The following is a 25,419-nucleotide window of genomic DNA, read 5'->3' as shown; positions in this document are numbered from 1 at the left end:
TGAGGACATGCGCTATCTGAATCTGGGAATCGTCTCGGCGGAGAGGTCCCAGGCGGTGTATCATGCCGTCGCCCGGGAGGCTCGCCCAGGCGACGAGGCGACCCTCATCGTCGTCAGCCCCCGCACACCGTACGTATGCGCCGGTTTTCATCAGGTGACCAGTCGAGAAATCGATGTCGAATACTGTCGGGAGCAGGGCATTCCCGTTGGCCGGCGCATGACGGGGGGCGGGGCTGTGTATCTGGATCAGGATCAGATTTTTTGGCACCTCATCCTCCCGGAATCCCAGGTTCCGGTACAACGCCTCTATGAGACCTGGCTGCAAGCGCCAGTCCGTGCGTACCACCGCATCGGAATTGCCGCCGAACACCGGCCGGTCAACGACATCGTGGTGGGTCCCCGCAAGATCGGGGGTACCGGCGCAGCGACGATTGGCACGTCCATCGTGCTGGTCGGCAGCATCATGATGGATTTTGACGTTGACGCCATGGCGAAGGTCCTGCGGGTTCCATCGGAAAAATTTCGCGATAAACTGGTTTCGGGCTTATCGGAATATGTGACCTCCATTCGCCGGGAACTGGCAGGTCAGCCGCTGCCGGAGCGCGAGCAGGTGACAGCGATTTTAGTGGAGGAATTCGCGTCGATTCTCCAGGAACCCGCCCGGGCCGGTCGGCTTTCGCAACGGGAGCAACAGGCGCTCAGGGAGTTCGAAGAACTCCTCTTCTCCGAACCTTTTGTTTTCCGCTCCGAAGGGATTCTTCGCAGCGGAGTGAAGATCTCGGAGGCTGTGCGCCTGTACGAAGGGGTCCACAAAGCCCCCGGCGGGCTCATCCGGTTGATCTACCGCACCCGGGATGGTCTTTTTGACGATGTGCTGTTGGCGGGGGATTTCTTCGCATATCCCGAAGATGCCCTGGAGCGTTTTTCCGAGCGGCTCATCGGTCGCAAGGTCTGTGAAGAGGAGTGGGTTTTGGCGGCTGAGTGGCTGATGGAAGAGGCGTCAATCCCGGGGGTGGGCGTGGAGGATTTGATGCAGGCTTTTCGGGCCACCCATGGATTTTGAATCTCTTATAAAGGAGTGGATGTTCATGGCGGAGGATGTCGCATTGAAAATTGACGCGAAAGGGCTGAAATGCCCACTGCCCGTGGTGCGGGTCAAAAAGGCCATTCTGGGTATCGAGGTCGGACAGGTGATCGAAGTAGAAGCCACGGATCCCGGCTCCATGGCGGACTTTGAAGCTTGGACCCGGGCCACCGGCCACGATCTTTTGCAGGCTACAGAAAATCAAGGGATCTACGTGTATCGAATCAAACGTACAAAATAGGAGGGATTGTCTGTGTCCGAGGAAACGAAGAAATGTGTATACATTCATACGTCGGGGGTTGAAGCTCCCTACCGGGCGGCCTCGCCATTTTTTCTCGCCACGACCGCTGCTTTGATGGACTACGACGTCTCGATGGTTTTTACCATCAAGGCCACGGGCCTTTTGAAAAAGGGCGTCGCAGAGACCCTTCAGGTAAAGGAAGGGGGAGAAGGGGCGAATCTCCAGTTTTTTATCGATCAAGCCCGGGACGCTGGCGTCAAATTTTACGTCTGCGCCCCAAGTCTCGACCTCAACGATGTCACAGTGGAAGATTTGATTGAGATCGATGGGGTGGTGGGGGGCACCGCGGTGAACGAAATGTTGTTGGAGGCCGATTTGGTGGTGAGTTTCTGATGGCAGAAGATCCGGTGTCCGGCGGCGAAGTTTCCATCCCCGCCATCATCGCCGAGGTGGATCGACTGTTGGACGAGAGCGGTGCCTTTCTGCCTGGACTGTGCAACGTCACGAGCTATTTGTTCCATGAACTTCCGGACCTGAGTTGGCTCGGCTGGTATGTCACAGAAAGTGTGGGCGGGGATCTGACGTTAGGGCCTTTTCAAGGTCCGCCCACCGTGCCTCGAATTGGCTGGGGAAAGGGGGTGGTGGGTTCCGCCGCGTTTGAGAGAGCGGTACAGATTGTGGCTGACGTGCGGCGGTTTCCCGGGAATCTCCGGGACCGACTCGGGACCCGGTCGGAAGTGGCTCTGCCCGTGATCCGATCCGGAATCGTCCAGGGGGTGCTCTCGGTCAAATCGCAGCAAGTCGATCGATTCAGCGTGATTGAGGTGGAACTCTTCAGTGCCGCCACAAAGCGCGTCGGAGACCGGTGGCCAAAACAGGGGCTGTGCTCACAGGCAGCTCCCAAGGATGGTTCTAACGATGAAAGGAAGGGTTGAGAACATGACCCGGAGGATCGAGGTGCCTTTGCCCGATCTCGCCCCCTGGTTCGAGGACCGGCTGGAGTTTCTGAACACTCTTCACGAAGTCCTGCGCAATATCAATTTTGGCCGCAATGATCATCTGCCCTATTACGAGCCCATCGAAGGATACACGATCTACATGATGTCGGAACTCGGCCCCCGGGGTTCGGGTCGCCCGCCTTCGGTGGGCCGGTGGCAGCTGGTCATTGAACCTCGGGACAAACCTTACCAGTTGGCGCTGCAGGGAAGGCTCAAAGATAAGCGGCCGGTGGGTGAACTCATCCTCCGCTGCGAAACTCCGGAGTGGCTTGCTCGGTTTGATCAGTTGGTCGAAGAGTATGGCCGTTCGCAAAACCCATCTTGAACAGGGGATTTCCCCATTTCATGAAGGAGGAGAAGAGGGTTATGGCACGTCGCGTGGCGATTATTGCGTCTCAAGGCACGCTGGACACCGCGTACAAAGTGTTGAACATCGCGGTGGCAGCTGCATCGATGGACGCGGAAGTGAAGATTTTCTTCACCTTTGAGGGTTTGAACATCCTCACGGCACCGGAATCCCTGCAGATGCCGCCCGGTAAAGAGCACTTACAAGCCGCTCTCGGGCAGGGGGGGCTGCCCTCCGTTAAAGAAATGCTGGACATGGCCCGGGAATCTGGGGTGGAACTGTTGGGGTGCCAGATGACGATGGATGTCATGGGGATCACCCAGGAACAACTGCCCGATCGGTGTCCCGTTGGAGGCGCGGCGGCCTTCCTCGAATACGCCTTTGATGCCGATGTCACGGTGACGTTCTAGGGACCGGTTATGTTGCCATTGTACTCCGTGGGCGAGGTGGATTGGCTCACGACCCAGACGCTGTACCACGGTTTGGCGGAATTCGGCGAGGAGGCCGTGATATTGTGCCGACCTTTGACGCCCTACGTCTGCCTCGGATGTCATCAGAGTTGGAGCGACTACGACGAATCCTCGGGATTACCCGTGGTGCGGCGGAAAGTGGGCGGTTCCCTCGTGTACTTAGATCAAAACCAAGTATTTTTCCAAATCATCCTGAACCCCCGCGCAACTCCGGGAAAGCGCACTCCGGATCAGTGGTATCGCCATGCCTTGGATCCTGTGGTGGCCTATCTGCGGGAGCAGGGTTTTTCGGCCGAGTTGCGCCTCCCGGCGGACATCGTCGTCGGCGGGCGCAAGATTTCGGGGAACGCCGGGGGCCAGTTGGGGGATCGGGTCGTCGTGGTTGGCAATATCCTGCTGGATTTTCCCACGGAGGCCATGGCCCGGGCTCGTCGGGCTCCAAGTCCACTCTGGCGCCGGGCGTACGAAGAAAGTATGCGGGCCCATCTGACGACGCTGCGGGAGCTGGCCCCGGACCGGCGCTGGTCCGCAGATCAGGTGGCGAAAGATCTGGCTCAGGTGTTCATCGATCGCCTTGGGGCGGTCCCTGCCCCTTTCCCCTGGGAGCGTTGGCGGGGCCGCCTGAAGAGGATCGGCCGGGAGCTGCTTCGCGACGACTGGCTGCGGCAGCCGGGGCCCGCCCGGGCGTCGAACAGCCGAGAGGTCAAGGTTCGGGAGGGCGTGTACATCGGGACGGTGGACGATCCGCGCTATCGGGATGCCGTCGTCGAAATCGATCGCGAACACAACCGCATCCTGCGGGTGTGGCGGGAATCTTTTCTTAAGGAGGGGGAAGGAGATGGCCGTTGAGCAGCCGCAGCAATGGAGAGTTCCCGAGGATCGGCGGTATGATGATCGCCACCAGTGGTACCTTTTGATCGGTTCCACGGTGACTGTGGGCATCACCGACTATACCCAGGATACAGCCGGAGACATTCTGTACCTGTCCGTGCCTCGGGTTGGGGCACGGATTCAAGCAGGGGAGCCAATGGGCTCCGTGGAGTCGGGCAAATGGGTCGGGCAAATCTACGCGCCCTTTGACGGGGTCGTGGTGGATGCAAACCCCCGGGTAGAGGAGGACCCCCAGTTGTTGAATCGGGACCCCTATGGGGCCGGGTGGATCTGCAAAATACGCCCGAACCGCTCCGAGGATGTCCACCGCCTGCTCAGCCCCCGGGAGTATCAGGCGTTGCTACTTTCTCTGGCCGCCGGGAGTGCCCACTGATGGAAAAGTGGCGATTATTGGATCCCGGGCCCATGCCGGCCTGGCGCCAAATGGCTCTCGATGCGGTGGTGATTCGGGCCCGGGCGGAAGGGCGGGCGCCAAACACCTTTCGGTTTATGGAGTTTAATCCTGATGCAGTACTCGTGGGGTACCATCAGGCGATCGATCTCGAGCTGCGCCGGGACGAGTGCGAAGCCCTGGGGATCGAGTATAATCGCCGCATCACCGGCGGGGGGGCCATTTATCTCGACTCCCGGCAGTTGGGTTGGGAAATCTGTTTGCGCAAAGATGATCCCGGGCTTCCCGCCGATCCGGAAACGGTGTACCGCCGGCTTTCCACCGTCGTCATTGAGACTTTGGCGAGGTGGGGCATTGAGGCCAGGTTTCGCCCGGTTAACGATGTGGAGGTCGATGGGCGCAAGATTTCTGGCACCGGAGGAACCGAGTGGGGAGACGCCTTGATCTATCAGGGCACGCTCTTGGTAGATTTTGACGTGGACACGATGATTCGGGTATTAAGGCTTCCCATCGAAAAGTTGAGTGACAAAGAAGTGGATTCTTTTCGCCGCCGCACAGTGACCATGAGGGAACTGTTGGGCGAAGCGCCTGAGATGACGGCGGTAAAAGGGGCGATGGTGGAGGCGGCGGCCCGGGTACTCGGGATCGATTGGGGGCCTCCTGGCTTGACGCCTGAGGAGCAAGAAGAATGGGAAACGATTCAGGATACTTATCGCGATCCCGAGTGGATCGATCGGCGGAAGCCGCCTGCTGTTGAACCAGAATTGCGTACCGTCAGTACAAAGGCGCCCGGAGGGCTGATTAAAGCATCGGTGATCGTCGATCCTGGGGCGAAGCGGATTCGCCGGGCGTTTATCACCGGGGACTTTTTCGTTTATCCCGAACGAGCCGTTATGGATTTAGAAGCGATGCTAAAAGAGGCGCCCGCCGACATCCGGAAAATCGAAGAGTTGCTGCGCCGTCACTATGACCAGGGCAATCGATACATTGGAGTGGCGGTGGAGGACTGGCTGCGCCTGTTCGAACAGGCCCTGGCCTAAGGCGGGGTGGATCAAAGGTCGAGAAGGGAGGAGAGGCGTTATGACACCGACGCACCGAGAGGCACAGGTTCTCGAACCCCAGACTGGAGACGTCAAGGCGTTTTCCGAAGACCAGGTGGAGGAACGGCCGCATCAAGAGGGGGTGCCCGAAAGCCCGGACGCCGTGATGGTCTCTCTGGCGGGGGCGATGGCCCTGGGAATCGAGAAAGGCAAGTTCGCCCGGGAGGAGATCGTCCTCCGGGGACTCAACGTACTGATGACGTACAAAGAGAACTGCTCGGCGAATTGTTCCTACTGCGGCATGTCCCGGGAGAGGCGAGTACCCAGAGAACAAACCACCTTCATTCGGGTGAAATGGCCGGTGGTGGACCTGGATGAGGTGATTGATCGCACGAACCAGGTTCCTCATCACATGCGCCGGGTGTGCGTGGGGATGTTGGCGAATCACCGGTCCTTTAACGACTCTCTTCAAGTGATCCGGGAATTCCGGGAGCGAACCGACCTGCTCATCTCCGGACTGATCACCGCCTCTCTCATCCGCTCCCGGGAACACCTCCAAATGATCAAGGACGCCGGGGCGGACCGGGTGGATATCGCGATTGATGCGGCCACCGAGGAACTGTTTGAAAAGCATCGAGGGCGGCCGGTCAAAGGGCCACATCGTTGGGACCATTTCTGGTGGGTGACGGAGGAGGCCACCAAGGTGTTTGAACCTGGGACGGTGGGGATCCACTTGGTGGTCGGACTCGGAGAGACAGAAAAGGAACTTCTGGGAGCCTGTCACAGGGCCCAGGAGATGGGTGTCGTGACCCACCTGTTCTCTTTCAATCCGGAACCCAGCACCCTGCTGGGGGACTGGCCGCAGCCTCCCTTGGGGCAGTATCGGCGCTGCCAGTTGGGCCGGTATCTCATCAACGAAATGGGCCGGGATTTTCGCCGGTTTCGGTTTAATCGGGCCGGTCAGGTCGTGGATTTCGGTGTAGCCCCGGAGGAGCTCGACGCAGTGATCGATAGCGGGCTGCCCTTTATGACCTCGGGTTGTCCGGATGAACACGGGGCCACGGCCTGCAATCGCCCGTACGGGAACGGTCGCCCGAGCGAGCCGATGCGCAACTTCCCCTTCATCCCGACGCCGAAAGACATTGAAGAGATTCGCATGCAACTGTGGAGCGATTGGGAGGGGGAGGATGATGCTCACGACCAAAGCGCCTTGGGCTGACCTAGATCTCCCGTCTCTGGTCGACCAGGCCCGGGAGCTGACCGATCAGTTTTTTCCCCGGGAGATCCTCTTTGCCGCCCCCAGTCAAAAGTACTACGACACAGGGGGATACCGCAATGAACGCCGGGCTTTTCGCACCATTAGTGTCACCGGCCAGGCGTGCGCACTGCGCTGTGAACACTGTGGGACGAAGGTCCTGGATGGAATGATGCCGGCGAGGGCCCCGGGGGCCCTGGCCGAGATCGGGGCTGCTTTAGTCGACGAGGGGGCGAGGGGAGTTCTGATCAGCGGTGGCTGTCTCGACGACGGGTCCGTTCCCCTGGATCGCTTTCTCGAAGACATCGGCCGGCTGAAAGAGAAAGGGCTCAAAGTCCTCGTCCACACCGGTCTGGTTCGCCGGGAGATCGCCCGGGGACTCAAGGCGGCGGGGGTCGACCAAATTCTGTTGGACATCATTGGGGATGATCGGACGATTCGAGAGGTGTACCATCTGGACCGTACCACCGAAGCGTATCGGGAATCCCTGCGCATCCTTCGCGAAGAAGGACTCTCCGCCATTCCCCATGTGGTGGTGGGGCTTCATTTTGGGGAAATTCTCGGGGAGTGGGAAGCCCTGCGCATGATCCGGGATGAGGGGGCGTCGCAACTGGTCATTGTCGCCCTGCAACCCTTGCCTGGCACGGGCATGGCCGGGGTGCGGAGCGTTTCCGGAGACGAGGTGGGCAAAGTCCTGGCGGCCGCCCGGATTATGATGCCGGGTATGCCGATCTCCTTAGGTTGCGCGCGCCCGGCCGGCCCGGAAAAGCGATCGATGGAGCGGTGGGCCCTTCGGGTAGGGGTTCAAAGTATCGCGTATCCGTTGCCGGAAACGGTGGCCTACGCAGAGCAACTTGGGATCCGGATCAGTTATCACGAACAATGCTGTTCTGTGTTGAACTGAGATCACCAGGCCGGGCCGCCCCGGAGTTCCGGCCAGGGCGGCCCGGATTGATGGAATCTCGACCTGAACGGTCAATCTGTCTATTGGGAGCCGTGGAGATGGTGAGAGTAACCAAGTTTTCTCCCGTCTTGTGGATTCGCTCCGTCATTCCCCTCGCTTGTCTAGGTGTCATTGGGTCGACGGAAGATTTCGGACTGCCTCTCATGGGCCTGTTCTTGGCCAGTGCCGTGGATGTCGCCATTGACATCGGGTCTCAATTGCGTGCGTCGACCGTCTACGGGGCGGACCGATGGACCGCTTTTCGGGACGTTATCTATGCGCTGATTTTTTACGCACTCTTCTTGGAAAATCCCGGGGTTCCCGCCTTGCTCCTCGCCCCACCCGCGCTGGCCGAGGTGTTTCTCGCTTTCGGTGCCCGTGGCTTTATTTGGGCGATCGGTGCTGAAGCATTGCTCTTGGCTCTTCGCATGGCGACGATCAACCGTGGGCCAGAAGGCTGGATTCACCCCGGCTGGGCGGTGGGTATTGCCTCCGCGACGCTTCTTATGGGCCTTCTCGCCTATACCATCGCCCGGCTGAACGAGCTCCAGGCGGGATTAGACCGCCAGCGTCACGCCTTGAAAGAAGCGTTGACCGAACTGCTTGCGACGATGATGTCGCCGATGGGAATCGGGGAAAATGTTTTCAAGCAAGAACAGATACGGGTTTTATTGGAAGAGCTATGTCAAACAGCGAGTCGATCAAAAGGCGTGGAGGCGGGGCGAATCTTCGCACAAATCATCGCCCGCCGTCAAGAGGCTCTTGAGCTTTTTACCCCCCGAGAATTCGAAGTCCTCTGTTTATTATCAGAAAATAAGTCATATCGCCAAATCGCACAACATTTACAAATCAGTGAAGGCACGGTCCGGGCCCATGTCGCCGGGATGATGCGCAAGACCCAAGTACATAGTCGAGAGGAACTCACCGTTTGGGCCCGGAAACATTGTCTCATTTTTCGCGGCCAGGGGGACGCGGGACCGGAGAGCGCTGGCGGTTCCGACGCCATGAGTCAAGAGTCTTAGAAAAACTTCCGCTTGACTCGTCTGTTTAGAAAAAATAAGAGGATTGGGCAATAGAATTTCAGCTGCCGTTCGCTGTATGGTATCTCCAGGTTCATCAGAATACTTAGAAGTCCCTGGAGGTGAAACCATGAAGGTCGGACGAAAATGGTCCGCGGTGGCGGCGGCGGGGTCAAAGGTCTACGCCCTGGATCCCAAAACGGGCAAGGAACTCGGGTCTTATGAACCGGGGGGCCGGTTTGGGATCGTCAATCCGGTTATTGTGGGCAAAACGATGTATCTGGGGAATTCCTACGACTGGATCCAGGCCATTCCCCTAAGCAAAATTGATCCAACGGTGCAATCTTCGGGAGCGTGATCAGGCATGTGTCAAAAGTGCGGCGACGACACTCATGTGGAAAAGAAAATTTCCCGCAGAGACATGTTAAAGTACATGGGAGCCTTCGGGCTGGGGCTGGGGATGTTTCCCCTGGTTACAGGACTGGCTTCCGGCCTCAACCGGGACCGGGAGATTGCGGCCACCTCGAGCCGCGTCAAACGTTTGACCTTTCTTCAAACCACCGACATTCACGGTCAGGTGCTTACTCACCCCGAGTTTTTCTGGGAGAACAACCAGATGGTCTTTCGCCGGACAGGGGGCATGAGCCGGATTGCCACCTTGTTCCAACGAGTCCGAGCCGAGAACCCCGGTAACGTGTTTATCGTCGATACCGGGGACTGTTATCAGGGTTCAGCCCTGGCGGCCCTCAGCAAGGGCCGGGCGATGGTGCGGATTATGAACCGCATGGGGTACGACCTGGCGATTCCTGGCAATTGGGAAGTGGTCTATGGGTCCAAAACTTTGGTGGACTTATCGCGAAGCTACAATTTCCCCGTGATTTGTTCCAATATGGTGTGGAACGAGCAAGGCCCCCAGCCAAATCGGGATCTGTTTCCGGAATATTATATTAAAGAACTTGGAGGGGTCCGAATCGGCTTCATCGGTTATAACGACCCGTTAACCAAAGTCCGGCAGTCGCCGGCCTGGTCGAAGGAAATCCAGTTCGGCCTCCCGACCGATTCGATCCCCCGGCTGGTCGACATCTTGCGCAACAATTACAAATGTCAGCTTGTGATGATGCTTTGCCACCTGGGCCTGACTCAGCAGGTATACCTCGCGAAACAGCCCCAATGTCAAGGCGTCGACTTCCTGTTCGGCGGGGATACCCACGAGCGGACTTACGAACCCATCGTGGGCGGCCATTGCCCGGTGGTGGAGCCGGGGTCCTTTGGGTCTTTCGTCGGTCGGCTGGATGTGGTGGTGGAGGACGGCAAAATCAAGGACTACACTTACAAGCTCTTGGTTGTAGACGAGAACCAGTACCCCGAAGATCCGGCGATCAAAAGTGTGGTGGAAGCGGAGCGGAAACCCTACCTCCCGGTCATGGAACGCAAAATTGGCGAAACCAAAGGCTACTTGTACCGTTACAATGTGTTGGAAACGCCTATGGATAACTTGATCACCGATGCCATCCGGGACGCCACCAGCGCCGATATCGGTATTTCGAACGGTTTCCGCTTTAGTCCGCCGATTCCCCCGGGCGACCTCACTGTGGAGCATCTGTACAGTATGCTGCCCACGAATTCGCAACTGGAAATTGGGAAAGTGACCGGAAAGCAGATTTGGGACTGGATGGAAAAAGAATTGGAAAATGTGTTTTCTCCCGATCCGACGAAGCGGGTGGGGGGATGGGTGGTTCGTTTTTCCGGAATGCAAGTTACCATGACGATCGCAAACCCGTACGGCAAGCGCGTACAATCGATGACCATCGGGGGAGAACCGCTGCAACCGAATAAAACCTACACCATTGCAGCCTGTGTCCGGGAAGGGGAGAAGCCCACCGTTTTGTGCCGGTTTCAAAATGTGCGTGACCCCCAAATCCTCGACCTTGACATGTTTCAAGCGATTGAAAATTTCTTGAAAAAGACCGGGCCGGTTCAGTACGAGATCGAGGGCCGGGTGAAGGCCACGGATGCCCATGGATTTGTATTGTCACAATTGCCGGGGACAACGTACACTTTTCACTAAATTTTCGCAGGCCGCAATTTCCTAGGATCCTTGACATCAAAGGTGATATTTCCGCTATAATGAGAATAGGGAACCCCGGAGGGTATATGAGAAGAAACATTATTTTCGAATCGTTTGAAATAACCATCTCCTTCTGATCGGGGTCGAACCCATTCTGAAAAGGGGGATGCGCGATGTGACGATTGAGCTCGTTGCTACATTGATTGTCATTGGCGTGATCGGGGCTTTGTTATCCGGTATGCTCGGAATTGGCGGAGCAATTGTGAATTACCCGATGATCCTGTACATTCCGCCCATGCTGGGGTTACCGGGGTATAGTCCTCACGAAGTGGCCGGGATCGTGGCGCTTCAGGTGCTGTTCTCCACGTTGTCCGGCGTGATTGCCCAGCGCGGGGATAACGTGATCCACAGGCAACTGGTGCTGATCATGGGGATCTCGGTGTTGGTGGGCAGTTTTGTCGGAGGGTACGGAGCGAAGTTTTTGTCGGGGAATATTGTGAACATCATCTACGCCATTCTAGCGACTGCCGCAGCAATCCTCATGTCTCTTCCCAAACGGGGTTCAGAAGACCTCGCCCTCCACGAGATCGAGTTTAATAAGACCATGGCTGTCGTCTCGTCTCTGACGGTGGGACTCGCGGCGGGGATTGTCGGAGCAGGCGGGGCCTTTTTGCTCGTTCCGGTCATGCTGCAGATTTTGAAGATCCCCACCCGTGTCACCATCGCCTCCTCCCTGGCGATTACATTCCTGTCGTCCATCGGGTCCTCCGTCGGGAAGGTATTGGCCGGAGACATTCCTTGGACGGCGGCGGCCATCGTGGTGGTGGCCAGCGTCATCGTGGCTCCCCTGGGGGTGAAGGTCGGTCGGATGATAGACGTTCGGGTGCTCCGGGCCGTCCTCGGGGTGGTCATCATCGCCGTGACCGTGAAGATTTGGACCGGCATTCTACTTCCATAAGCCAACAAGTGCATGCCCACTGGGGAAATGATTTGGACGCGACCATCATGCAGATGCAAAGGGAAAGAGCCCAGGGGTCGGCCGGGCGGCCCGCCCCGGGGCTCGATTTTTTGCGTGTGTCACGATTTCACAGCTTCCGTCCGCGCTTCGGGCATCACGTAGGCGTCAGGATGTGGTTTGAGCACCCGAAGCATCCACAGCGGCCGGTACAGTCCCCCTGGTCCCGGCGCTGGGCGGGTGAGCTGCAGCCACCGCTCGAACACCTCGTAGGCTTTCTTCGTGTCCACGGCGATGTCGGCATATCGGTCACTCGGCCCCGCTTTTTCTACCCGCACCCGCTGGTGCCAACAGTGCATGCCGCTGATGGGGTCGGGCTGGATCGGGAACACGATATTCTGGTGCACCCCCCCGTCTGACCACCAGATCCGCCCGGAGTCGGGATCGGTGCTCTCAAAGGGCCGGGGCCCGTGTTTTTGCCGCATGCTCCATTTTCCCGGTTCCACTTCCTCGATGGAGACCAGGGACGAACTCCAGCGGTCGCTGCCGTGGTCCTCTTGTAGCCGCCAGCGGCCCAGGTGATGGGAACAAGCCACCACGCCCGGGCGAATGCCCTCGGTAACCCAGACCTTGTCGACAAAATAACCGGTCTCGGTCGAGACTTTGACCAGATCCCCGGTGTCCACCCCGAGGCGCTGGGCGTCGATGGGATTCATCCACACGGGATTGACGTGGGCGATCTCATGCAGCCACTTCGCCCCGTTCGTCCGGCTGTGGATGAGCATCGGCAGCCGGAAGGTGGGCAAGAGCACGAATTCGTTTTGGCTCCGGTCGAGGGTTTTCGGGTGCACCTGGCTGACGATGTGGACCATCTGCCGGCGCTCCGCTTCGTTGCGCGGATAGATGGGAATGGCGTATTCCGGCCATCCCCAATCCCTCAGGGTCGTGGAGAAAAACTCCAGTTTTCCCGAGGGCGTCGGCCAACCCTGAACCGCGCGGCCCTTTGCCATAATCCCGGCCCGGAACTGCCCCCGGCGGTTTTTGAACGGCCCCGGGTAGGCCCGGTGGTTTGCCCCGTGCACAGGATGATCCACCCAGATCCCCGGCTCTTCGCCGTCGTCCACCCGGTCCTCGGCCTCTTCGGGCACAATGACCGCATCCCGAAGGACTTCTTCCGGAACCGGGGTGAGGTCCTGGCGATACACATCTTTGGTGACCTCGAACACCCCGTATTTTTGCATGTATTCCAGGGGCGTAATCCCCTCCCGGGCGGCGGCTTCCGGCAGCCCGGGGACAGCATTTTCAAAAATCCACCGGTAGTACTCGCTGACTGTGATTTTCTCTCCCGGGCGATACGGGGATTCAAAATGTTTGCGAATACCCAGGGACCCGTCCGGATCGATCCGCCAAGACAGCTCGATCCAGAACTCATTTTCTTCCCAAACCTCCCCGGGGTTGACGTCCCGGGTGTCCCGCACCGGGATGCCAGCCCGCTCCCGGGCGGCGCGCTTGACCGGCTGGCGAAACCCGATCCACTGGGAGGCGTGGGTTTCGTAGCTGTGCAGATCGTGCCGCTCAGGCGCCAGGCCCACCGGCAAGACATAATCGGCGTACTGGGCGGTTTCCGACCAGGTGGGGGAGAGGACGACGTGGCAGCCGAGTCGCTCGGGATCCTTCAGGAACTCGATCCACGTGAACCCATCCGGGAAGGTCCACACCGGGTTGACCACCCGGGCAAAATACACTTCAAGCCGTTTGTTCCGCCGCTTCAGGATGTGGGGGAGGGCATAGCTGAGTTCAAAGTATGTCAGCGGATACTCCCTCGGCCAATGGTTTTCATTCCACATCTGAATGGGATCCGGCATGGTGTTGCGTCGGGGGACAAACTTGGCCCAGGCGTTGGGGATCATGCTGCCCGGCTCGCCCACGGCACCCATCAACACGTTGAGGAACATGAGCGCCCGGGTGATCATCCACCCCCCGCGGTTGCCGGCGGCGGCATTGCGCCAGATATTGGACGAAAATGCCGTGCCGGCCCGGGCGATTTCGTCGGCCACCACTTTGACCCAGCGCGCCGCAATTCCCGTCTCCGCTTCGGCAAACTCCGGCGTGTAGTCTTTGTACAGATCTTTTAGCACCGAGACAAAATCGTCGAAACTCCGGCCTTCGGGCACCCGGTCCAAAAAGCCCCGGCGCTGGAGATCCTCCAGGTAGTCCCGGTCCTCCATGAATTGTCTCCAGTTTACCCACTCTTCGACGAAGGTCCGGTTGAAGCGTTCCGTTTGAATCAGTTGATTGGCCACCGCGAGTAAGAAGGCCGTTTCCGTGCCGGGCCACGGGGAGAGCCAGTAATCCGCCTTCGAAGCGGTGTTGGACAGCCGGGTGTCGATGACGCACACCTTCGCCCCGTTCTGCTGGGCTTGGATGATGCGCTGGGCGTTGGGATTAAAATAATGGCCGCTCTCCAGGTGGGAACTCATCATCAGGATAAACCGGGCATTCTCATAATCCGGAGCCGGGCGGTCGATGCCCATCCAGAACGCATACCCCGTCCGGGCCCCCGAAGAGCAGACATTGGTATGGGACGAGTGGCCATCCACCCCCCAGGCTTTCAGGACGCGTTCGGTGTACTCGTCCTCCCCCGGGCGGCCGACGTGATAGACGATCTCATCCTTTCGCCCATCAAGAATAGCTTTGCGAATCCGCCCGGCGATGTCGTTGAGGGCCTCGTCCCAGCTGACCCGTTCCCATTTGCCCTCCCCCCGGCCCGCAGCGCGTTTGAGCGGATACAGAATCCGGTCCGGGTTGGTCACCTGCACCAAAGTGGCCGGGCCTTTGGCGCAGTTGCGACCCCGGCTCGCCGGGTGCAGGGGGTTGCCTTCCAGTTTCCGGATCTCCCCCGTTTCCTTATCGATGTAGGCCACCAGCCCACAGGCTGCTTCACAGTTGAAACACACCGTAGGGACCAATTGGTAATGTTTGTACTGCTTTCGCGGCCAAGCCCGGGAGTCCAGCTCCCGCCAATCGTCCCACTGGTCGGGATCCGGATGGCTCTTGAGACCGCCGTATCCCTGAATGGCTGAAAGTTTTTCTTCACGAACGCTCATGCCCCATCCCCCTTTGTTAACTCAACGGCACCGATTGCCCCGCTTGCACATAGGCGTGTTCATAAGCCAACAGGCCTATGAGGCCGAGTACTCCCGCGAGAACCGGCAGTGCGGGAATCCCGGTAAACCAGGACAGAATGAACGGGATCACCGCCCCGAGGATCACCCCGGTCCAGTAGTAGCCCTTATACCGCCCGCGGAACATATGCTCGGCAGCGATTTTGGCCCCTTCGGACGTATGGGGGATCACCCATTCGCTGAGCACCAGGGCCAGGTGCAAGCCCAAAGAGACGATCAACGTGATCTGAACCAGGGGCACGGCCCCTTCGGGTAGCGGCAGGAACAGGTTCAACAGCAGGTAAACCGCCGCGCCGCTCAGCCCGGCTTGGGACAACAAGTGGAGCGGCAGGCTCGGATTCTGCCAGAGATCCCGCCCTTTGGCCTGGGCGAACAAAAATGCGGTGTACATAGCGGTAAAGGCCCCAAGGACCAGGCCGAAAACGGACAACACGGTGTTGGTGGTCGTCACGCCCTCCAGGCTGAGCACAAATTGAATCAACAGCACGATGCTGTAGCCCGAAATGATCATCGCCCCCCGGGCCAGCCACGATCGCCATTGAGGCCGGGTAAACAGCCGGAGAAATCGTCCGGGGTGCTCCAGGTCTGCAATCAACAGCAAACCGGTCAGGCCCAAAAAGGCGCCTCCGACCACGGCGTTGGCGATCCCCCAGGCCGGGGAGAGGTTTTGTCCGGCAAAGGTGAGAATGGCAAATAGAATGAACACTCCAGCCGCAATGGACTTTGTCCAGGTGTACAAGGAGACCTCCCAGTGCCAAGGGGAGTGATGGTTGACATCGTAGGCCAGCCGAGCTGCGGCCACCGACCGGGAGCCGCCTTCCTCTTTCTGGGGCTTTCGGCCGACCGGATAGCCTTCTTTTTGTTCGGCGTACACGTGCATCGACTCGTAACTGCTCTTGGTCGGATTGAGAGTGTAATCGCTGGCTCCGACGTAAAAAACTTTTGGATTGGTGCCTTTCTCGGGCTTGCGGACATCGACTTTATTCCGGGCGATAAGCTGGGAAACCTCACTCTCGGGGTCGTTGAGGTCGCCGACCACGATCGCCTCCACCGGACAGACGGCCACACAGGCCGGCTCCAGCCCCTGATCGATCCGGTGTGCGCAAAAATTGCATTTTTCCGCACTGTGGATGTCCGGATGAATGTAAATGGCATCATAAGGACAGGCCGCCATGCACGCTTTGCAGCCGATGCAGACCTCGCGGTCAAAATCCACGATGCCGTCGGGCCGCTGAAACATTGCGGACACCGGACAGATGGCGACACAGGGAGGATCCTCGCACTGATTGCACCGGGTGATTTGAAACTCCCGGCTCACCTCGGGGTAGATGCCCACTTCCACCTGTTTGACATAGGTCCGGTTCACGCCGAGGGGCACCAGGTGTTCCGACTTACACGCGGTGCTGCAGGCGTGGCAGCCGATACAGGCGTCCTGGTTGAACACTTTGCCCCATTTCACCGGGGGGCGTTCTCTGGGCGCTGTTTCGAGCTCGATCATCAATCACATCCCTCCTGACGATAAAATGATGATGGGCGCGAGGGTGTCGCGCCGAAACCGGGCTCCGGTTCGGGGAAGAAGGAGGAGATCCGTGCGTCGTGAGGATACAGCGTATTGTGATGGCTCTGAAATGGCCCGAAATCGGCATGAGTCCAAGAACGGGCAATCGTTCCCCTTTTCGGACATGCCCGGTGAGAGGTTGGCCATGGTGTAACCCGAAAGCGAGTGGTCGCCGGGATGCCTCTACCTCTAGGGGTATTCTAGCACAAAATACCCGGGATCACATAATACTTTTTACCTTTTACATTTGCTCAACAATGGAGAAGGATTCGTCCTATCGGGCAGGGGGTTGTGGCACCACGCCCAGGTCGCTGACATAGGATACAAAGTCGCCTTTGTTACGGGTCAGGTGATTCACGTCAGTGGTGGGACCATCACGGGCAGCTAAATCGGCGCTGTGAAAATATGGATGAGTCGGGCGGTCTCGGGTCCGGTGATTTCGGGATCGCCAGGTGTCGCTGGATGCTGAGGAACTGTGGGAAGGATTTTCTCGCCGGCTCTGCAGAGGGGGTTTCAAAACTGGAGGGAGTGTCGTATAATAATGGCGATAAGTTTCCCTCAGCCAACATATTGTCCGGATTGACAATTTGTTTCAGTCATAAAGAAAAGAGGAGGTGACTGAGGTGACCGAGATATCGGTTGGGATTCGCGATCGCAAGGCGGTGGCCGCGGCCAGGATGGCCATAAGCGGCAAAAGAAGAGGCTTTCGGGCGCTCTTGCCCTTTGTCGGTCCGGCCTTCGTCGCGTCGGTGGCGTACATGGATCCCGGAAACTACGCCACCAACATTGAAAGTGGCTCCCAGTTCGGATACCAGATGCTCTGGGTGGTGGTGATGGCGAACTTAATGGCCATGCTGATCCAGAGCATGTCCGCAAAGCTGGGCATCGCAACGGGGAAAAACCTGCCGGAATTGTGCAGGGATCATTTTCCAAAAGGCGTTTCAGTCACCTTATGGATCGTGTCGGAGTTGGCCGCCATGGCCACGGATTTGGCCGAATTTCTTGGAGCGACCCTGGCTTTGCACTTGCTTTTCCACATCCCGATGTTGGTGGCGGTCCTCATCACAGGGGTGGTCACTTACCTTCTTCTGACCTTGGAGCGATTCGGATTCCGACCGTTGGAAAAGGTCATTGCCGGATTGGTGGCCGTGATTGGACTGAGTTATCTGGTGGAGACGATCCTTTCCAAGCCGGAATGGGGCCAGGTTGTGTACCACAGTGTGGTGCCCTGGCTCGGACCCCAAGAAAGTGTCATGTTGGCCGTGGGCGTGATCGGGGCCACGGTGATGCCTCACGTGGTGTACTTGCATTCGGGACTGACCCAGCGCCGGATCATTCCCCGGGACGACCGGGAAAAGCGGATGATCAATCGGTTCAGTGTCAAAGAAGTGGTGATCGCCATGGGGATTGCCGGGCTGATCAACCTTTCGATGATGTACATGGCGGCATCGGTGTTTTACGCCAGCGGTCATACCGCGGTGGCCGACATCACCACGGCGTATCAAACGCTGACCCCCCTTTTGGGCCCGGCGGCGGCGACGGTGTTTTTGATCTCCCTCCTGGCTTCGGGCCTATCCAGTTCGACGGTGGGGACGATGGCAGGGCAGGTGATCATGCAGGGATTCGTGGGGTTCACGATTCCGGTGTGGCTGCGGCGGGTGGTGACGATGATTCCCGCGGTTATCGTGGTGGCCTTGGGGGTGGATCCCACCCGGACGCTCGTGATCAGTCAGGTGGTGCTGAGTTTGGTCCTGCCGGTTCCGGTCATCACCTTGATCTATTTTGCCAGGAGAAGAGACATCATGGGAATCCTGGTGAACCGCCGGCTGACGACCTGGGTGGCGAGCGTCGTGGCGGCGGTGGTGACGGTGCTGAACGCCCTCCTCATCTATCAAGCTTTGGGTGGCCCGGCGCCTTTCTTGGGCAATTGACGGTGGCTTACGTTATAGGAATAATCACGGGTTTTCCGAATTGGAAAATTGCGGGCCCGGCGCTTCGGAGCGCCGGGCTATTCGATCTTCAGGTGCTTGCGGATTCCGTATCGGTCAAGTCGGCGATACAAGGTGGTGCGGGCGATGCGAAGTCTTCGGGCCGCCTCGGAAAGATTGCCGCCCACTTCCTCCAACAGCTGCAAGAGCTGCTGACGGTCCGCTGCGGCGTCCACCGGCCCGGGATTGGCTCCTGATTCAGGGGTTGGCTCCAATTTCGAGGCCGGAACGGCCTCCACAGCTCCGGGTAAGGCACGCCTCGGTGCTGGACGGGCGGTGGATCTCTCCAAAGCCGGTCGGGGATCCCCAGGTGTTGACACTACGTTTGAAACGTATGGCGTCAGGGACCGACCTGAATCGCCGAACGCGGCTTTGCGCAGGGTTTCGGGCAAATCCCGCCAGGTGATGACGCGGTTGCAGAAAAGCACAGCGTATTCCAGGGCGTGCTTGAGTTCCCGCACGTTTCCCGGCCACGGGTAGTGGTGGACGAAGAAATCGAACACTTCAGGCTCCAGGCCCGGTCTGGGAATGTGGTAGCGCTTGGACAGCTGGTCCAAGATGTGGTCGATGAGCAGGGGAATGTCCCCGCGGCGATCGCGAAGCGGTGGAATCGTCAAACTGACCACATGCAGGCGGAAATACAAATCTTCCCGGAATTCCCCTCTTCTCATCATCTCCTCCAGGTTTCGGTGGGTTGCGGCGATGATCCGGGCGTTGACGGGGATCGGTTGAGAGGACCCCAGCCGAACCACTTCGCGCTCCTGGAGCACGCGAAGCAGATGAACCTGAAATTCTGGGGGCATTTCGCCGATCTCATCCAAAAACAATGTACCGTTTTGGGCCTCCTCGAACTTCCCCGCCTTCCCCGTTTTCGAGGCGCCGGTAAAGGCCCCGGGGGCGTAACCGAACAGTTCACTGGCCAAAAGATCCTTTTGCAGAGCCCCGCAGTTGACGGCAATAAAGGGCCCGTTCCGGCGGGGGCCGGCTTGGTGGATGCCCCGGGCGAACAGTTCCTTTCCGGTCCCGCTTTCCCCGAGCAGCAATACCGGCACGTCGGTATGGGCCACCACGTCGCAACGGGAGATGACCGAGAGAATCTCCGGACTGCGACCGATCACTCCTCCCCAGGCCACCGTGGGGCCTCCCGCCGTCTTCTGGGAACCCATGGGCCGAAGGATCAGGAGGTAGCCAACCCGCCGTCCGGACCACTGGACCTCCTCGACGACCACGCGAATCCCGCATTCCTCCAGGGTCACTTCGTACATCCCCTCATCTACGGAGGGACTCCGCGATGCAAACAGTGCGGCGTGGATTCGTTCATTGTCCCACCACTGCTCCACTTCCCGACCGGAATGCCGCCGCAAAATCCGCCTGGCCTCTTCATTGACGGCCACTGGATGGAAGGCGGCGTCCAGGGCCATCACGCCGTTTCCCGGGTATCGCTGCTGGGTCTGCTGATAATGTTCGGAAAGTTCCAACCGCGCTCCTGCAATCTGTTGGTTCATCCGGGACTGGATGGTTCCACAGGCCATGGTCACCATGCTCAGGGTATGGGGCTGACTGTCCCGCCACAGGCCGGTGACATCCACCACCCCGATGATGTCCCGGGAAATGGGATCCCGAATCGGCGCCGAAGAACAGGTCCAGTCCTGCACCCCCACACAAAAATGTTCGGCGGCGAAAATCTGTACTGGCTGGCCGACTTCCAAACATGTGCCGATCGCATTGGTCCCGATGGACTGCTCGCTCCAATCCGCTCCCACTACGAAATTCATCCGTTCCGCTTTCTTAAGAACCTGGCGGTCCCCGTCCAGGAACAGGATGTGGCCCTTGGGATCGCAGAGGGTGACCAGATAACCCGTCTCTTTCACCTGCAAGGATAAATCCTGCAAAATAGGAAAGGAGAGTTCATATAACTGAGAATATTGAAGAATGTCTTTGATCTGATCTTCTTTTAGAGAAATATCCGTCGCCTTGCGGCGAGGGTCAACCCCGGACTGTACACATCGGCTCCAGGACTCCAAGACGACGGAACGAATGGAAGAGTTTCCTGCCGCCCGGGGATCGCGTAAAAAATGGTCCCAACTTTCCTCCAACCGACGGCGCTGCTTACTGAGTTCCTCGAGGGACAACACCGTGCGATGTGCGTGATACAACGGTTACACCCCACTTTGTTGGAGTCGCGTCAGAGCTGTCTAGGGTTTTGCACTATTATACTAAATTTCGGCTGACTGGGGATGGGTGTGACTTTTTATTTTCCCTAAATTCTCTGCGCAACAGCTGTAGCGCTACACATGAGTCGATGGACGTCTTGTAGCATGACAGCTGCACCGCGTCGGGCTTCCGTTTTCCCCTGTCATTCGAGGCCGATGCGCCCCCTGGTCCGCTTGGCACGTCCTTTGCTTTGAATACGTGTGCACGTATTCTCCCCGAAAGGAGCGACAGCATTTGGCCAGATCCCAAATTCTCGCCATTGATGCCGGCGGCACCATGACCGACACTTTCATCATTGATGAGAACGGTGAATTTGTCGTCGGCAAAGCGCAATCCACCCCGGAGGACGAATCCGTGGGTCTCATCAATTCCGCCCGGGATGCGTTGAATCACTGGGGAACAAAGGTCGAAGAGGAATTGCCCCATTTGGTGGCCGGGGTATACTCCGGGACTGCCATGCTCAATCGTTTGGTATCGCGGAAGGGGCGCCGGGTGGGGCTCATCGTCAATAAGGGCATGGAAGATAACCACCGCATGGGTCGGGCCGTCCAGTCGTACCTCGGTTACTCGTACTCCGACCGGATTCACATCAACACCCACCATTTTGACCCACCCCTGGTCCCGAGAGAATTGACCGTGGGGGTGACCGAACGGGTGGACATGTTCGGCAATGTGGTGATTCCCCTGTACGAACACGAGGTGGAACCGGCCATCCGCACCCTTCTTGAGAAAAATGTGGAAGCGATAGTCATCAGCCTGCTCCATTCCTACAAATATCCGGAGCACGAGCGGCGGATCCGGGATATAGCCCGGGAAATGATTCGCCAGGCGAACCTCGACATCCCGGTGTTCGCGTCGGTGGATTATTATCCCGTGCGAAAAGAGTCCCACCGGACCAACACCGCCATCGTCGAAGCCTATGCCGCCGATCCCTCCCGCGTCACCCTGCAGCGCATCGAAAATAAACTGCGGGATCACGGCAGCAAATTTGACCTCCGGATCATGGCCAGCCACGGGGGAACCATCGGCATTCGGGCGAACGAGCTCGCCCGCACCCTGGTCTCGGGCCCGATCGGCGGCGTTATCGGGGCGAAATACCTGGGCGAGCACCTCGGCCTTGCCAACATTGCCTGTTCGGACATCGGGGGCACCAGTTTTGACATCGCCCTGATCACCCAAGGAGATCTCAGCATCAACCCCAGCCCGGACATGGCGCGCCTCGTCCTCTCCGTTCCTTTGGTGTCCATGGATACCACGGGGGCCGGAACGGGCAGTTTCGTCCGGGTGGATCCGAACTACGGCAACCTGACCTTAGGTCCGGACAGCGCCGGGTCCAGGGTGGGCGTCTGTTATCCCGAAGGGGGCGTGGACACGGTCACCGTTTCGGACTGCCACGTGGTGCTCGGCCTCATCAACCCGAACAACTTCCTCGGCGGCGAGGTAAAATTGTACCCCGAGCGCGCCTACGCGGCCCTTAAAGAACAGGTGGCGGATCCTCTGGGCCTGTCCGTGGAAGACGCGGCTTTCGGCGTCATCCAGTTGTTGGAGTCCCAACTGCGCAACTACTTGGAGTCGATGATCCTCGGCAAAGGGTATACCCCTTCGCAATATGTGTGCTTCTCCTATGGAGGTGGGGGGCCCCTGCACACTGCCGGGTACACCAAGGGGCTCGGATTCGAGGACGTCTTGGTGCCGGCCTGGGCGGCGGGGTTCTCGGCCTTCGGCTGCGGTGCGGCGGATTTTGAGTATCGGTATGATAAAACCCTGGACATTAACGTTCCCGATGGGGCCAGTGATGAGGTGGTCATGGAAGCCGGCAGGGAACTGCAGGCTGCCTGGGATGAATTGACAGATAAAGTAGCAGACGAATTCGCAAAAAGCGGGTATTCGAAACAAAACGTTAACTTCCGCCTGTTTTACCGGATGCAGTACCAAGGGCAGTTAAATGATCTGGAAATCGAAGCCCCGATCCGGCGGTTCGACGGTCCTGGCGACTGGAGAGCGCTGGTGCGGACCTTCGAGGATGTCTACAGCCGGGTGTACGCCAAATCCGCCCTGTCACCGGAATTGGGGTACAGCGTCACCGGAGCTATCGTCCGGGGCGTGGTGGACGTGCCAAAACCCAAAATCCCCCAAGAGCCCCTGGCTGGGGAAACGCCGCCCCGGGAGGCCTTGGTGGGAACCCGCCGGGTGTATTGGAACGGTGAGTGGACCGAGGCGGACATCTGGGAGATGGAAAAATTAAAGCCCGGCAACCGGATTCGCGCTTTTGCGATCATTGAGTCTCCGGCGACCACCTTCGTGATTCCGCCGGGATTCGAAACGGTGTTGGATGCCCATCGGATTTTCCACCTCAAAGAAGTATAACACGGATTTTCTTCAGGAAAAGGAGGGCGCTCTATGGCGACGCGGATCGAAGATGTGATGGATACCAGGCGCAAGCCCATCGGGTGGAACGGGAAAACGCTGAAACAGATGCGTAAAGAGATCACCGAGTTGAGCAAGAAAACGGGCCACTACGCAGGCTTGACCTCCCTGCCCTTAAAAGAGTCGGACCCCATCCGTTTCGAGAAGATCTTTTCGAAGCTCCGGGGCGGGATCGTCCACGCCCGGGAAACGGCGAAAAAGGTGGCGGCCTCGCCGATTGTGGAGCAGGAAGGCGAACTGTGCTTCAGTCTGTACACCCCTGAGGCGGACTCCATCGTCACCTCCACGGGCATCATCATTCACGTGGGCACCATGGGGGCGGCGATCAAGTTCATGATTCAAAACGATTACGAGGACAATCCCGGCATCGAGGACGGGGATATCTTCTGCAACAACGACAACAGCGTCGGCAACGTCCATACCTGTGACGTCCATACGATCGTGCCGATTTTTTGGGAAGGTGAACTGGTCGGATGGGCGGGGGGCGTGACCCACGTCATCGACACCGGGGCCGTGGCGCCGGGAAGCATGGCCATTGGGCCGGTGGAGCGGTATGAAGACGGCTACCAGGTGACATGCCGGAAGATCGGGAAAAAGGACACGCTGCTTAAAGACTGGATCCTGGAGAGCCAGCGCTCGATCCGCACCACCAAGTACTGGGTTTTGGATGAAAAAACCCGGGTGGCGGGTTGTCACATGATCCGGGATCTGGTTTTGGATGTGATTCGAGAGGAAGGGATTGACACTTACAAACAGTTTATCCGGGAGGTGATCGAAGACGGGCGGAGGGGCTTCGTCAATCAGGTGAAATCCCTGCTCATTCCCGGGGTTTATCGGGGTGTGTCCTTCTGTGACGTTCCGATGAAAAATAATAGCGTGCCCGCTTATGCCAAGGTGGACACGATTATGCACTCCCCCTCGGAAATCACGGTCCACAAAGACGGCACTTTGGAAATCGACTTTGAGGGCACGAATCGCTGGGGCTGGCACAGCTTTAACGCCACCCCCGTGTCCATCACCAGCGGCATATGGGTGATGCTCTCCCAGACTTTGGTGCCCAACGACCGCATCAACGACGGGCCATATTACGCGAGTAAATTCGGCATTCCCCGCGGGTCCTGGCTGAACCCGGACGACATCCGCACCGCCCACTCGGAAACCTGGCACGCCTTGGTCACCGCCTGGACACCCCTGTGGCGGGGACTCAGCCGGTGTTATTTTGGCCGAGGTTATCTTGAGGAAGTGAACGCCGGGAATGCCCATACCACCAACTGGCTGCAGGGGGGCGGCATCAATCAATACGGGGAGATTCACGCGGTGAACAGCTTTGAGGCGGCGGCTCACGGAGTGGGGGCCAGCGCCGTCAAAGACGGGATCAGCCACGCCGCGGCGCTTTGGAATCCCGAGGGCGACATGGGGGACATGGAGATCTGGGAGTTGGTGGAACCCCTCATCTACCTCGGTCGCCAAATTCTTCCGAGTTCCGGGGGGGCCGGCAAATTTCGGGGTGGAAATGCGTGGCAGTCCCTGCGCATGGTCTGGGGGGCCAGGGACTGGACGATGTTTTTCTCCGGCAACGGGTATATGTGCGCCGACTGCGGTTTGATGGGCGGGTATCCCGCTGCGTCGGGATATCGGTTTTGCGCCCACGACACCGATTTGAAAGAACGCATTGCGAAAAAACTCCCCATCCCCACCGGCGGAGACCCGGATCCTGAAAACTTCGCCTATGCCTCGCTGTTCGGCGCCCGGGAGATTCACCGCGACAAGCAGTGCGTGACGACGGAGGAACTGTTCCACGATTACGACCTGTACCTGAACACCCTGCGCGGAGGGCCGGGATTCGGGGATCCCCTGGACCGGGACCCGGCAAAAGTCGAGGAAGATTTGAACCAGGGTCATGTGTTGCCCAGGTATGCGGAGCGGGTGTACGGGGCGGTATTCGAACGGCGGGAAGACGGGACATACGTCGTCGATGCGGATAAAACCCGCGAACGGCGGCAGCAGATGAAAAAAGAACGGATATCCCGGGGCGTGCCGACGAAGAAATGGATGGAGCAGGAGCGGCGACGAATCTTAGATAAGGAAGCTTCTCTGCAGGTCCGGCACATGTATGCCAGCAGTTTTGCCATCAGTAAAAAAATGACGGAGAACTTCAAGCGGTTCTGGAACCTTCCCGAAGACTGGATGCTGTACGAAGACGAACTGGAAATGCCGGTCTACGGAGCTCACTGGGCGTGGTACCGGCCGGCGGACCGAATCAACATCAAGGGTCACACCGAGGTGCTCGGCTACGGCGAACTGCGGACCTACTGATTGACCCGGCATTCGGAAACCTGGAGGTGG

21 protein-coding genes are annotated in these 25,419 nt (G+C 58.7%); 18 read left to right on the top strand and 3 right to left on the bottom strand.

Features of this window, described 5'->3' with window-relative positions; genetic code table 11:
• The first annotated feature begins 7 nt into the window (after positions 1-7).
• The 15 genes from BTUS_RS12480 (at position 8) to BTUS_RS12410 (ending at position 11,704) form a co-directional block, all read left to right on the top strand.
• Entirely contained in the window at positions 8-1,063 is a 1,056-nt protein-coding gene (locus tag BTUS_RS12480) for a lipoate--protein ligase family protein (protein ID WP_013076431.1), read from the top strand.
• A gap of 25 nt (positions 1,064-1,088) precedes the next feature.
• A complete protein-coding gene (locus tag BTUS_RS12475) occupies positions 1,089-1,325 on the top strand; it encodes a sulfurtransferase TusA family protein (protein WP_013076430.1) in 237 nt (78 codons plus the stop codon).
• 12 nt (positions 1,326-1,337) lie between these two features.
• Positions 1,338-1,718 (top strand): DsrE family protein, encoded by a 381-nt coding sequence (locus BTUS_RS12470; RefSeq protein WP_013076429.1) that lies wholly within the window; start codon positions 1,338-1,340, stop codon positions 1,716-1,718.
• Positions 1,718-2,260 carry a GAF domain-containing protein gene (locus BTUS_RS16990; RefSeq protein ID WP_013076428.1) on the top strand — a complete coding sequence of 181 codons (543 nt, stop codon included), beginning with the start codon at positions 1,718-1,720 and terminating at the stop codon, positions 2,258-2,260. The genes BTUS_RS12470 and BTUS_RS16990 overlap by 1 nt, the downstream gene beginning before the upstream one ends.
• A complete protein-coding gene (locus BTUS_RS12460) occupies positions 2,244-2,648 on the top strand; it encodes a hypothetical protein (RefSeq protein WP_123809307.1) in 405 nt (134 codons plus the stop codon). The genes BTUS_RS16990 and BTUS_RS12460 overlap by 17 nt, the downstream gene beginning before the upstream one ends.
• Before the next feature lie 41 nt (positions 2,649-2,689).
• Complete coding sequence (locus tag BTUS_RS12455; protein WP_013076426.1) at positions 2,690-3,079, top strand: DsrE/DsrF/DrsH-like family protein; 390 nt, start codon at positions 2,690-2,692, stop codon at positions 3,077-3,079.
• Between the two features lie 9 nt (positions 3,080-3,088).
• On the top strand, positions 3,089-3,988 hold the full coding sequence (locus BTUS_RS12450) for a lipoate--protein ligase family protein (RefSeq protein ID WP_013076425.1): 900 nt from the start codon (positions 3,089-3,091) through the stop codon (positions 3,986-3,988).
• Entirely contained in the window at positions 3,978-4,403 is a 426-nt protein-coding gene (gene gcvH / locus BTUS_RS12445; protein ID WP_013076424.1) for a glycine cleavage system protein GcvH, read from the top strand. Before BTUS_RS12450 ends, gcvH begins: the two co-directional genes overlap by 11 nt.
• The gene (locus tag BTUS_RS12440) at positions 4,403-5,461 is read left to right on the top strand and encodes a lipoate--protein ligase family protein (RefSeq protein WP_013076423.1); all 1,059 of its coding nucleotides are present in this window, start codon (positions 4,403-4,405) and stop codon (positions 5,459-5,461) included. The genes gcvH and BTUS_RS12440 overlap by 1 nt, the downstream gene beginning before the upstream one ends.
• 40 nt (positions 5,462-5,501) lie before the next feature.
• Positions 5,502-6,680 (top strand): radical SAM protein, encoded by a 1,179-nt coding sequence (locus tag BTUS_RS12435; protein WP_013076422.1) that lies wholly within the window; start codon positions 5,502-5,504, stop codon positions 6,678-6,680.
• Positions 6,649-7,620 carry a radical SAM protein gene (locus tag BTUS_RS12430; protein WP_013076421.1) on the top strand — a complete coding sequence of 324 codons (972 nt, stop codon included), beginning with the start codon at positions 6,649-6,651 and terminating at the stop codon, positions 7,618-7,620. The genes BTUS_RS12435 and BTUS_RS12430 overlap by 32 nt, the downstream gene beginning before the upstream one ends.
• A gap of 98 nt (positions 7,621-7,718) precedes the next feature.
• On the top strand, positions 7,719-8,681 hold the full coding sequence (locus BTUS_RS16985) for a helix-turn-helix transcriptional regulator (protein WP_013076420.1): 963 nt from the start codon (positions 7,719-7,721) through the stop codon (positions 8,679-8,681).
• 127 nt (positions 8,682-8,808) lie between these two features.
• Positions 8,809-9,036, top strand: a complete 228-nt coding sequence (locus BTUS_RS12420) for a hypothetical protein (RefSeq protein ID WP_041304272.1) — start codon at positions 8,809-8,811, stop codon at positions 9,034-9,036.
• Between the two features lie 6 nt (positions 9,037-9,042).
• Complete coding sequence (locus BTUS_RS12415) at positions 9,043-10,746, top strand: bifunctional metallophosphatase/5'-nucleotidase (RefSeq protein ID WP_013076419.1); 1,704 nt, start codon at positions 9,043-9,045, stop codon at positions 10,744-10,746.
• A gap of 175 nt (positions 10,747-10,921) precedes the next feature.
• Positions 10,922-11,704 (top strand): sulfite exporter TauE/SafE family protein, encoded by a 783-nt coding sequence (locus BTUS_RS12410; RefSeq protein WP_013076418.1) that lies wholly within the window; start codon positions 10,922-10,924, stop codon positions 11,702-11,704.
• A 119-nt stretch (positions 11,705-11,823) separates the two neighbouring features.
• Here the strand turns inward: BTUS_RS12410 and BTUS_RS12405 are convergent, their stop codons facing one another.
• Both BTUS_RS12405 and BTUS_RS12400 read right to left on the bottom strand, forming a co-directional pair.
• Positions 11,824-14,808 (bottom strand): molybdopterin-dependent oxidoreductase, encoded by a 2,985-nt coding sequence (locus BTUS_RS12405; protein WP_013076417.1) that lies wholly within the window; start codon positions 14,806-14,808, stop codon positions 11,824-11,826.
• A gap of 16 nt (positions 14,809-14,824) precedes the next feature.
• Positions 14,825-16,384, bottom strand: coding sequence for a 4Fe-4S dicluster domain-containing protein (locus BTUS_RS12400; RefSeq protein ID WP_013076416.1), 1,560 nt, complete (start codon positions 16,382-16,384; stop codon positions 14,825-14,827).
• Positions 16,385-17,121: 737 nt separating this feature from the next.
• On the opposite strand from BTUS_RS12400, the gene BTUS_RS12395 reads away from it, so the two are divergent.
• Positions 17,122-18,375 (top strand): Nramp family divalent metal transporter, encoded by a 1,254-nt coding sequence (locus BTUS_RS12395; protein WP_123809443.1) that lies wholly within the window; start codon positions 17,122-17,124, stop codon positions 18,373-18,375.
• Between the two features lie 77 nt (positions 18,376-18,452).
• On the opposite strand, the gene BTUS_RS12390 is transcribed toward BTUS_RS12395, so the two are convergent.
• Entirely contained in the window at positions 18,453-20,588 is a 2,136-nt protein-coding gene (locus BTUS_RS12390; protein ID WP_123809306.1) for a sigma-54-dependent Fis family transcriptional regulator, read from the bottom strand.
• Between the two features lie 292 nt (positions 20,589-20,880).
• Between BTUS_RS12390 and BTUS_RS12385 the strand changes: the two genes are divergently transcribed.
• Positions 20,881-23,013: a hydantoinase/oxoprolinase family protein gene (locus BTUS_RS12385; protein ID WP_013076413.1), complete on the top strand. Its 2,133-nt coding sequence runs from the start codon at positions 20,881-20,883 to the stop codon at positions 23,011-23,013.
• 33 nt (positions 23,014-23,046) lie between these two features.
• The gene (locus tag BTUS_RS12380; RefSeq protein ID WP_013076412.1) at positions 23,047-25,389 is read left to right on the top strand and encodes a hydantoinase B/oxoprolinase family protein; all 2,343 of its coding nucleotides are present in this window, start codon (positions 23,047-23,049) and stop codon (positions 25,387-25,389) included.
• Positions 25,390-25,419 lie beyond the last annotated feature (30 nt).

This window comes from Kyrpidia tusciae DSM 2912 (genome assembly GCF_000092905.1).
Lineage (GTDB): Bacteria > Bacillota > Bacilli > Kyrpidiales > Kyrpidiaceae > Kyrpidia > Kyrpidia tusciae.
This window is presented reverse-complemented; position numbering and strand designations above follow the sequence as displayed.

Coding starts and splice junctions, on each gene's coding strand:
- BTUS_RS12480 (WP_013076431.1), top strand. CDS start 8: ATGCGCTATCTGAATCTGGGAATCGTCTCGGCGGAGAGGTCCCAGGCG.
- BTUS_RS12475 (WP_013076430.1), top strand. CDS start 1,089: ATGGCGGAGGATGTCGCATTGAAAATTGACGCGAAAGGGCTGAAATGC.
- BTUS_RS16990 (WP_013076428.1), top strand. CDS start 1,718: ATGGCAGAAGATCCGGTGTCCGGCGGCGAAGTTTCCATCCCCGCCATC.
- BTUS_RS12460 (WP_123809307.1), top strand. CDS start 2,244: ATGAAAGGAAGGGTTGAGAACATGACCCGGAGGATCGAGGTGCCTTTG.
- BTUS_RS12455 (WP_013076426.1), top strand. CDS start 2,690: ATGGCACGTCGCGTGGCGATTATTGCGTCTCAAGGCACGCTGGACACC.
- BTUS_RS12450 (WP_013076425.1), top strand. CDS start 3,089: ATGTTGCCATTGTACTCCGTGGGCGAGGTGGATTGGCTCACGACCCAG.
- gcvH (WP_013076424.1), top strand. CDS start 3,978: ATGGCCGTTGAGCAGCCGCAGCAATGGAGAGTTCCCGAGGATCGGCGG.
- BTUS_RS12440 (WP_013076423.1), top strand. CDS start 4,403: ATGGAAAAGTGGCGATTATTGGATCCCGGGCCCATGCCGGCCTGGCGC.
- BTUS_RS12435 (WP_013076422.1), top strand. CDS start 5,502: ATGACACCGACGCACCGAGAGGCACAGGTTCTCGAACCCCAGACTGGA.
- BTUS_RS12430 (WP_013076421.1), top strand. CDS start 6,649: ATGATGCTCACGACCAAAGCGCCTTGGGCTGACCTAGATCTCCCGTCT.
- BTUS_RS16985 (WP_013076420.1), top strand. CDS start 7,719: ATGGTGAGAGTAACCAAGTTTTCTCCCGTCTTGTGGATTCGCTCCGTC.
- BTUS_RS12420 (WP_041304272.1), top strand. CDS start 8,809: ATGAAGGTCGGACGAAAATGGTCCGCGGTGGCGGCGGCGGGGTCAAAG.
- BTUS_RS12415 (WP_013076419.1), top strand. CDS start 9,043: ATGTGTCAAAAGTGCGGCGACGACACTCATGTGGAAAAGAAAATTTCC.
- BTUS_RS12405 (WP_013076417.1), bottom strand. CDS start 14,808: ATGAGCGTTCGTGAAGAAAAACTTTCAGCCATTCAGGGATACGGCGGT.
- BTUS_RS12400 (WP_013076416.1), bottom strand. CDS start 16,384: ATGATCGAGCTCGAAACAGCGCCCAGAGAACGCCCCCCGGTGAAATGG.
- BTUS_RS12395 (WP_123809443.1), top strand. CDS start 17,122: ATGGCCATAAGCGGCAAAAGAAGAGGCTTTCGGGCGCTCTTGCCCTTT.
- BTUS_RS12380 (WP_013076412.1), top strand. CDS start 23,047: ATGGCGACGCGGATCGAAGATGTGATGGATACCAGGCGCAAGCCCATC.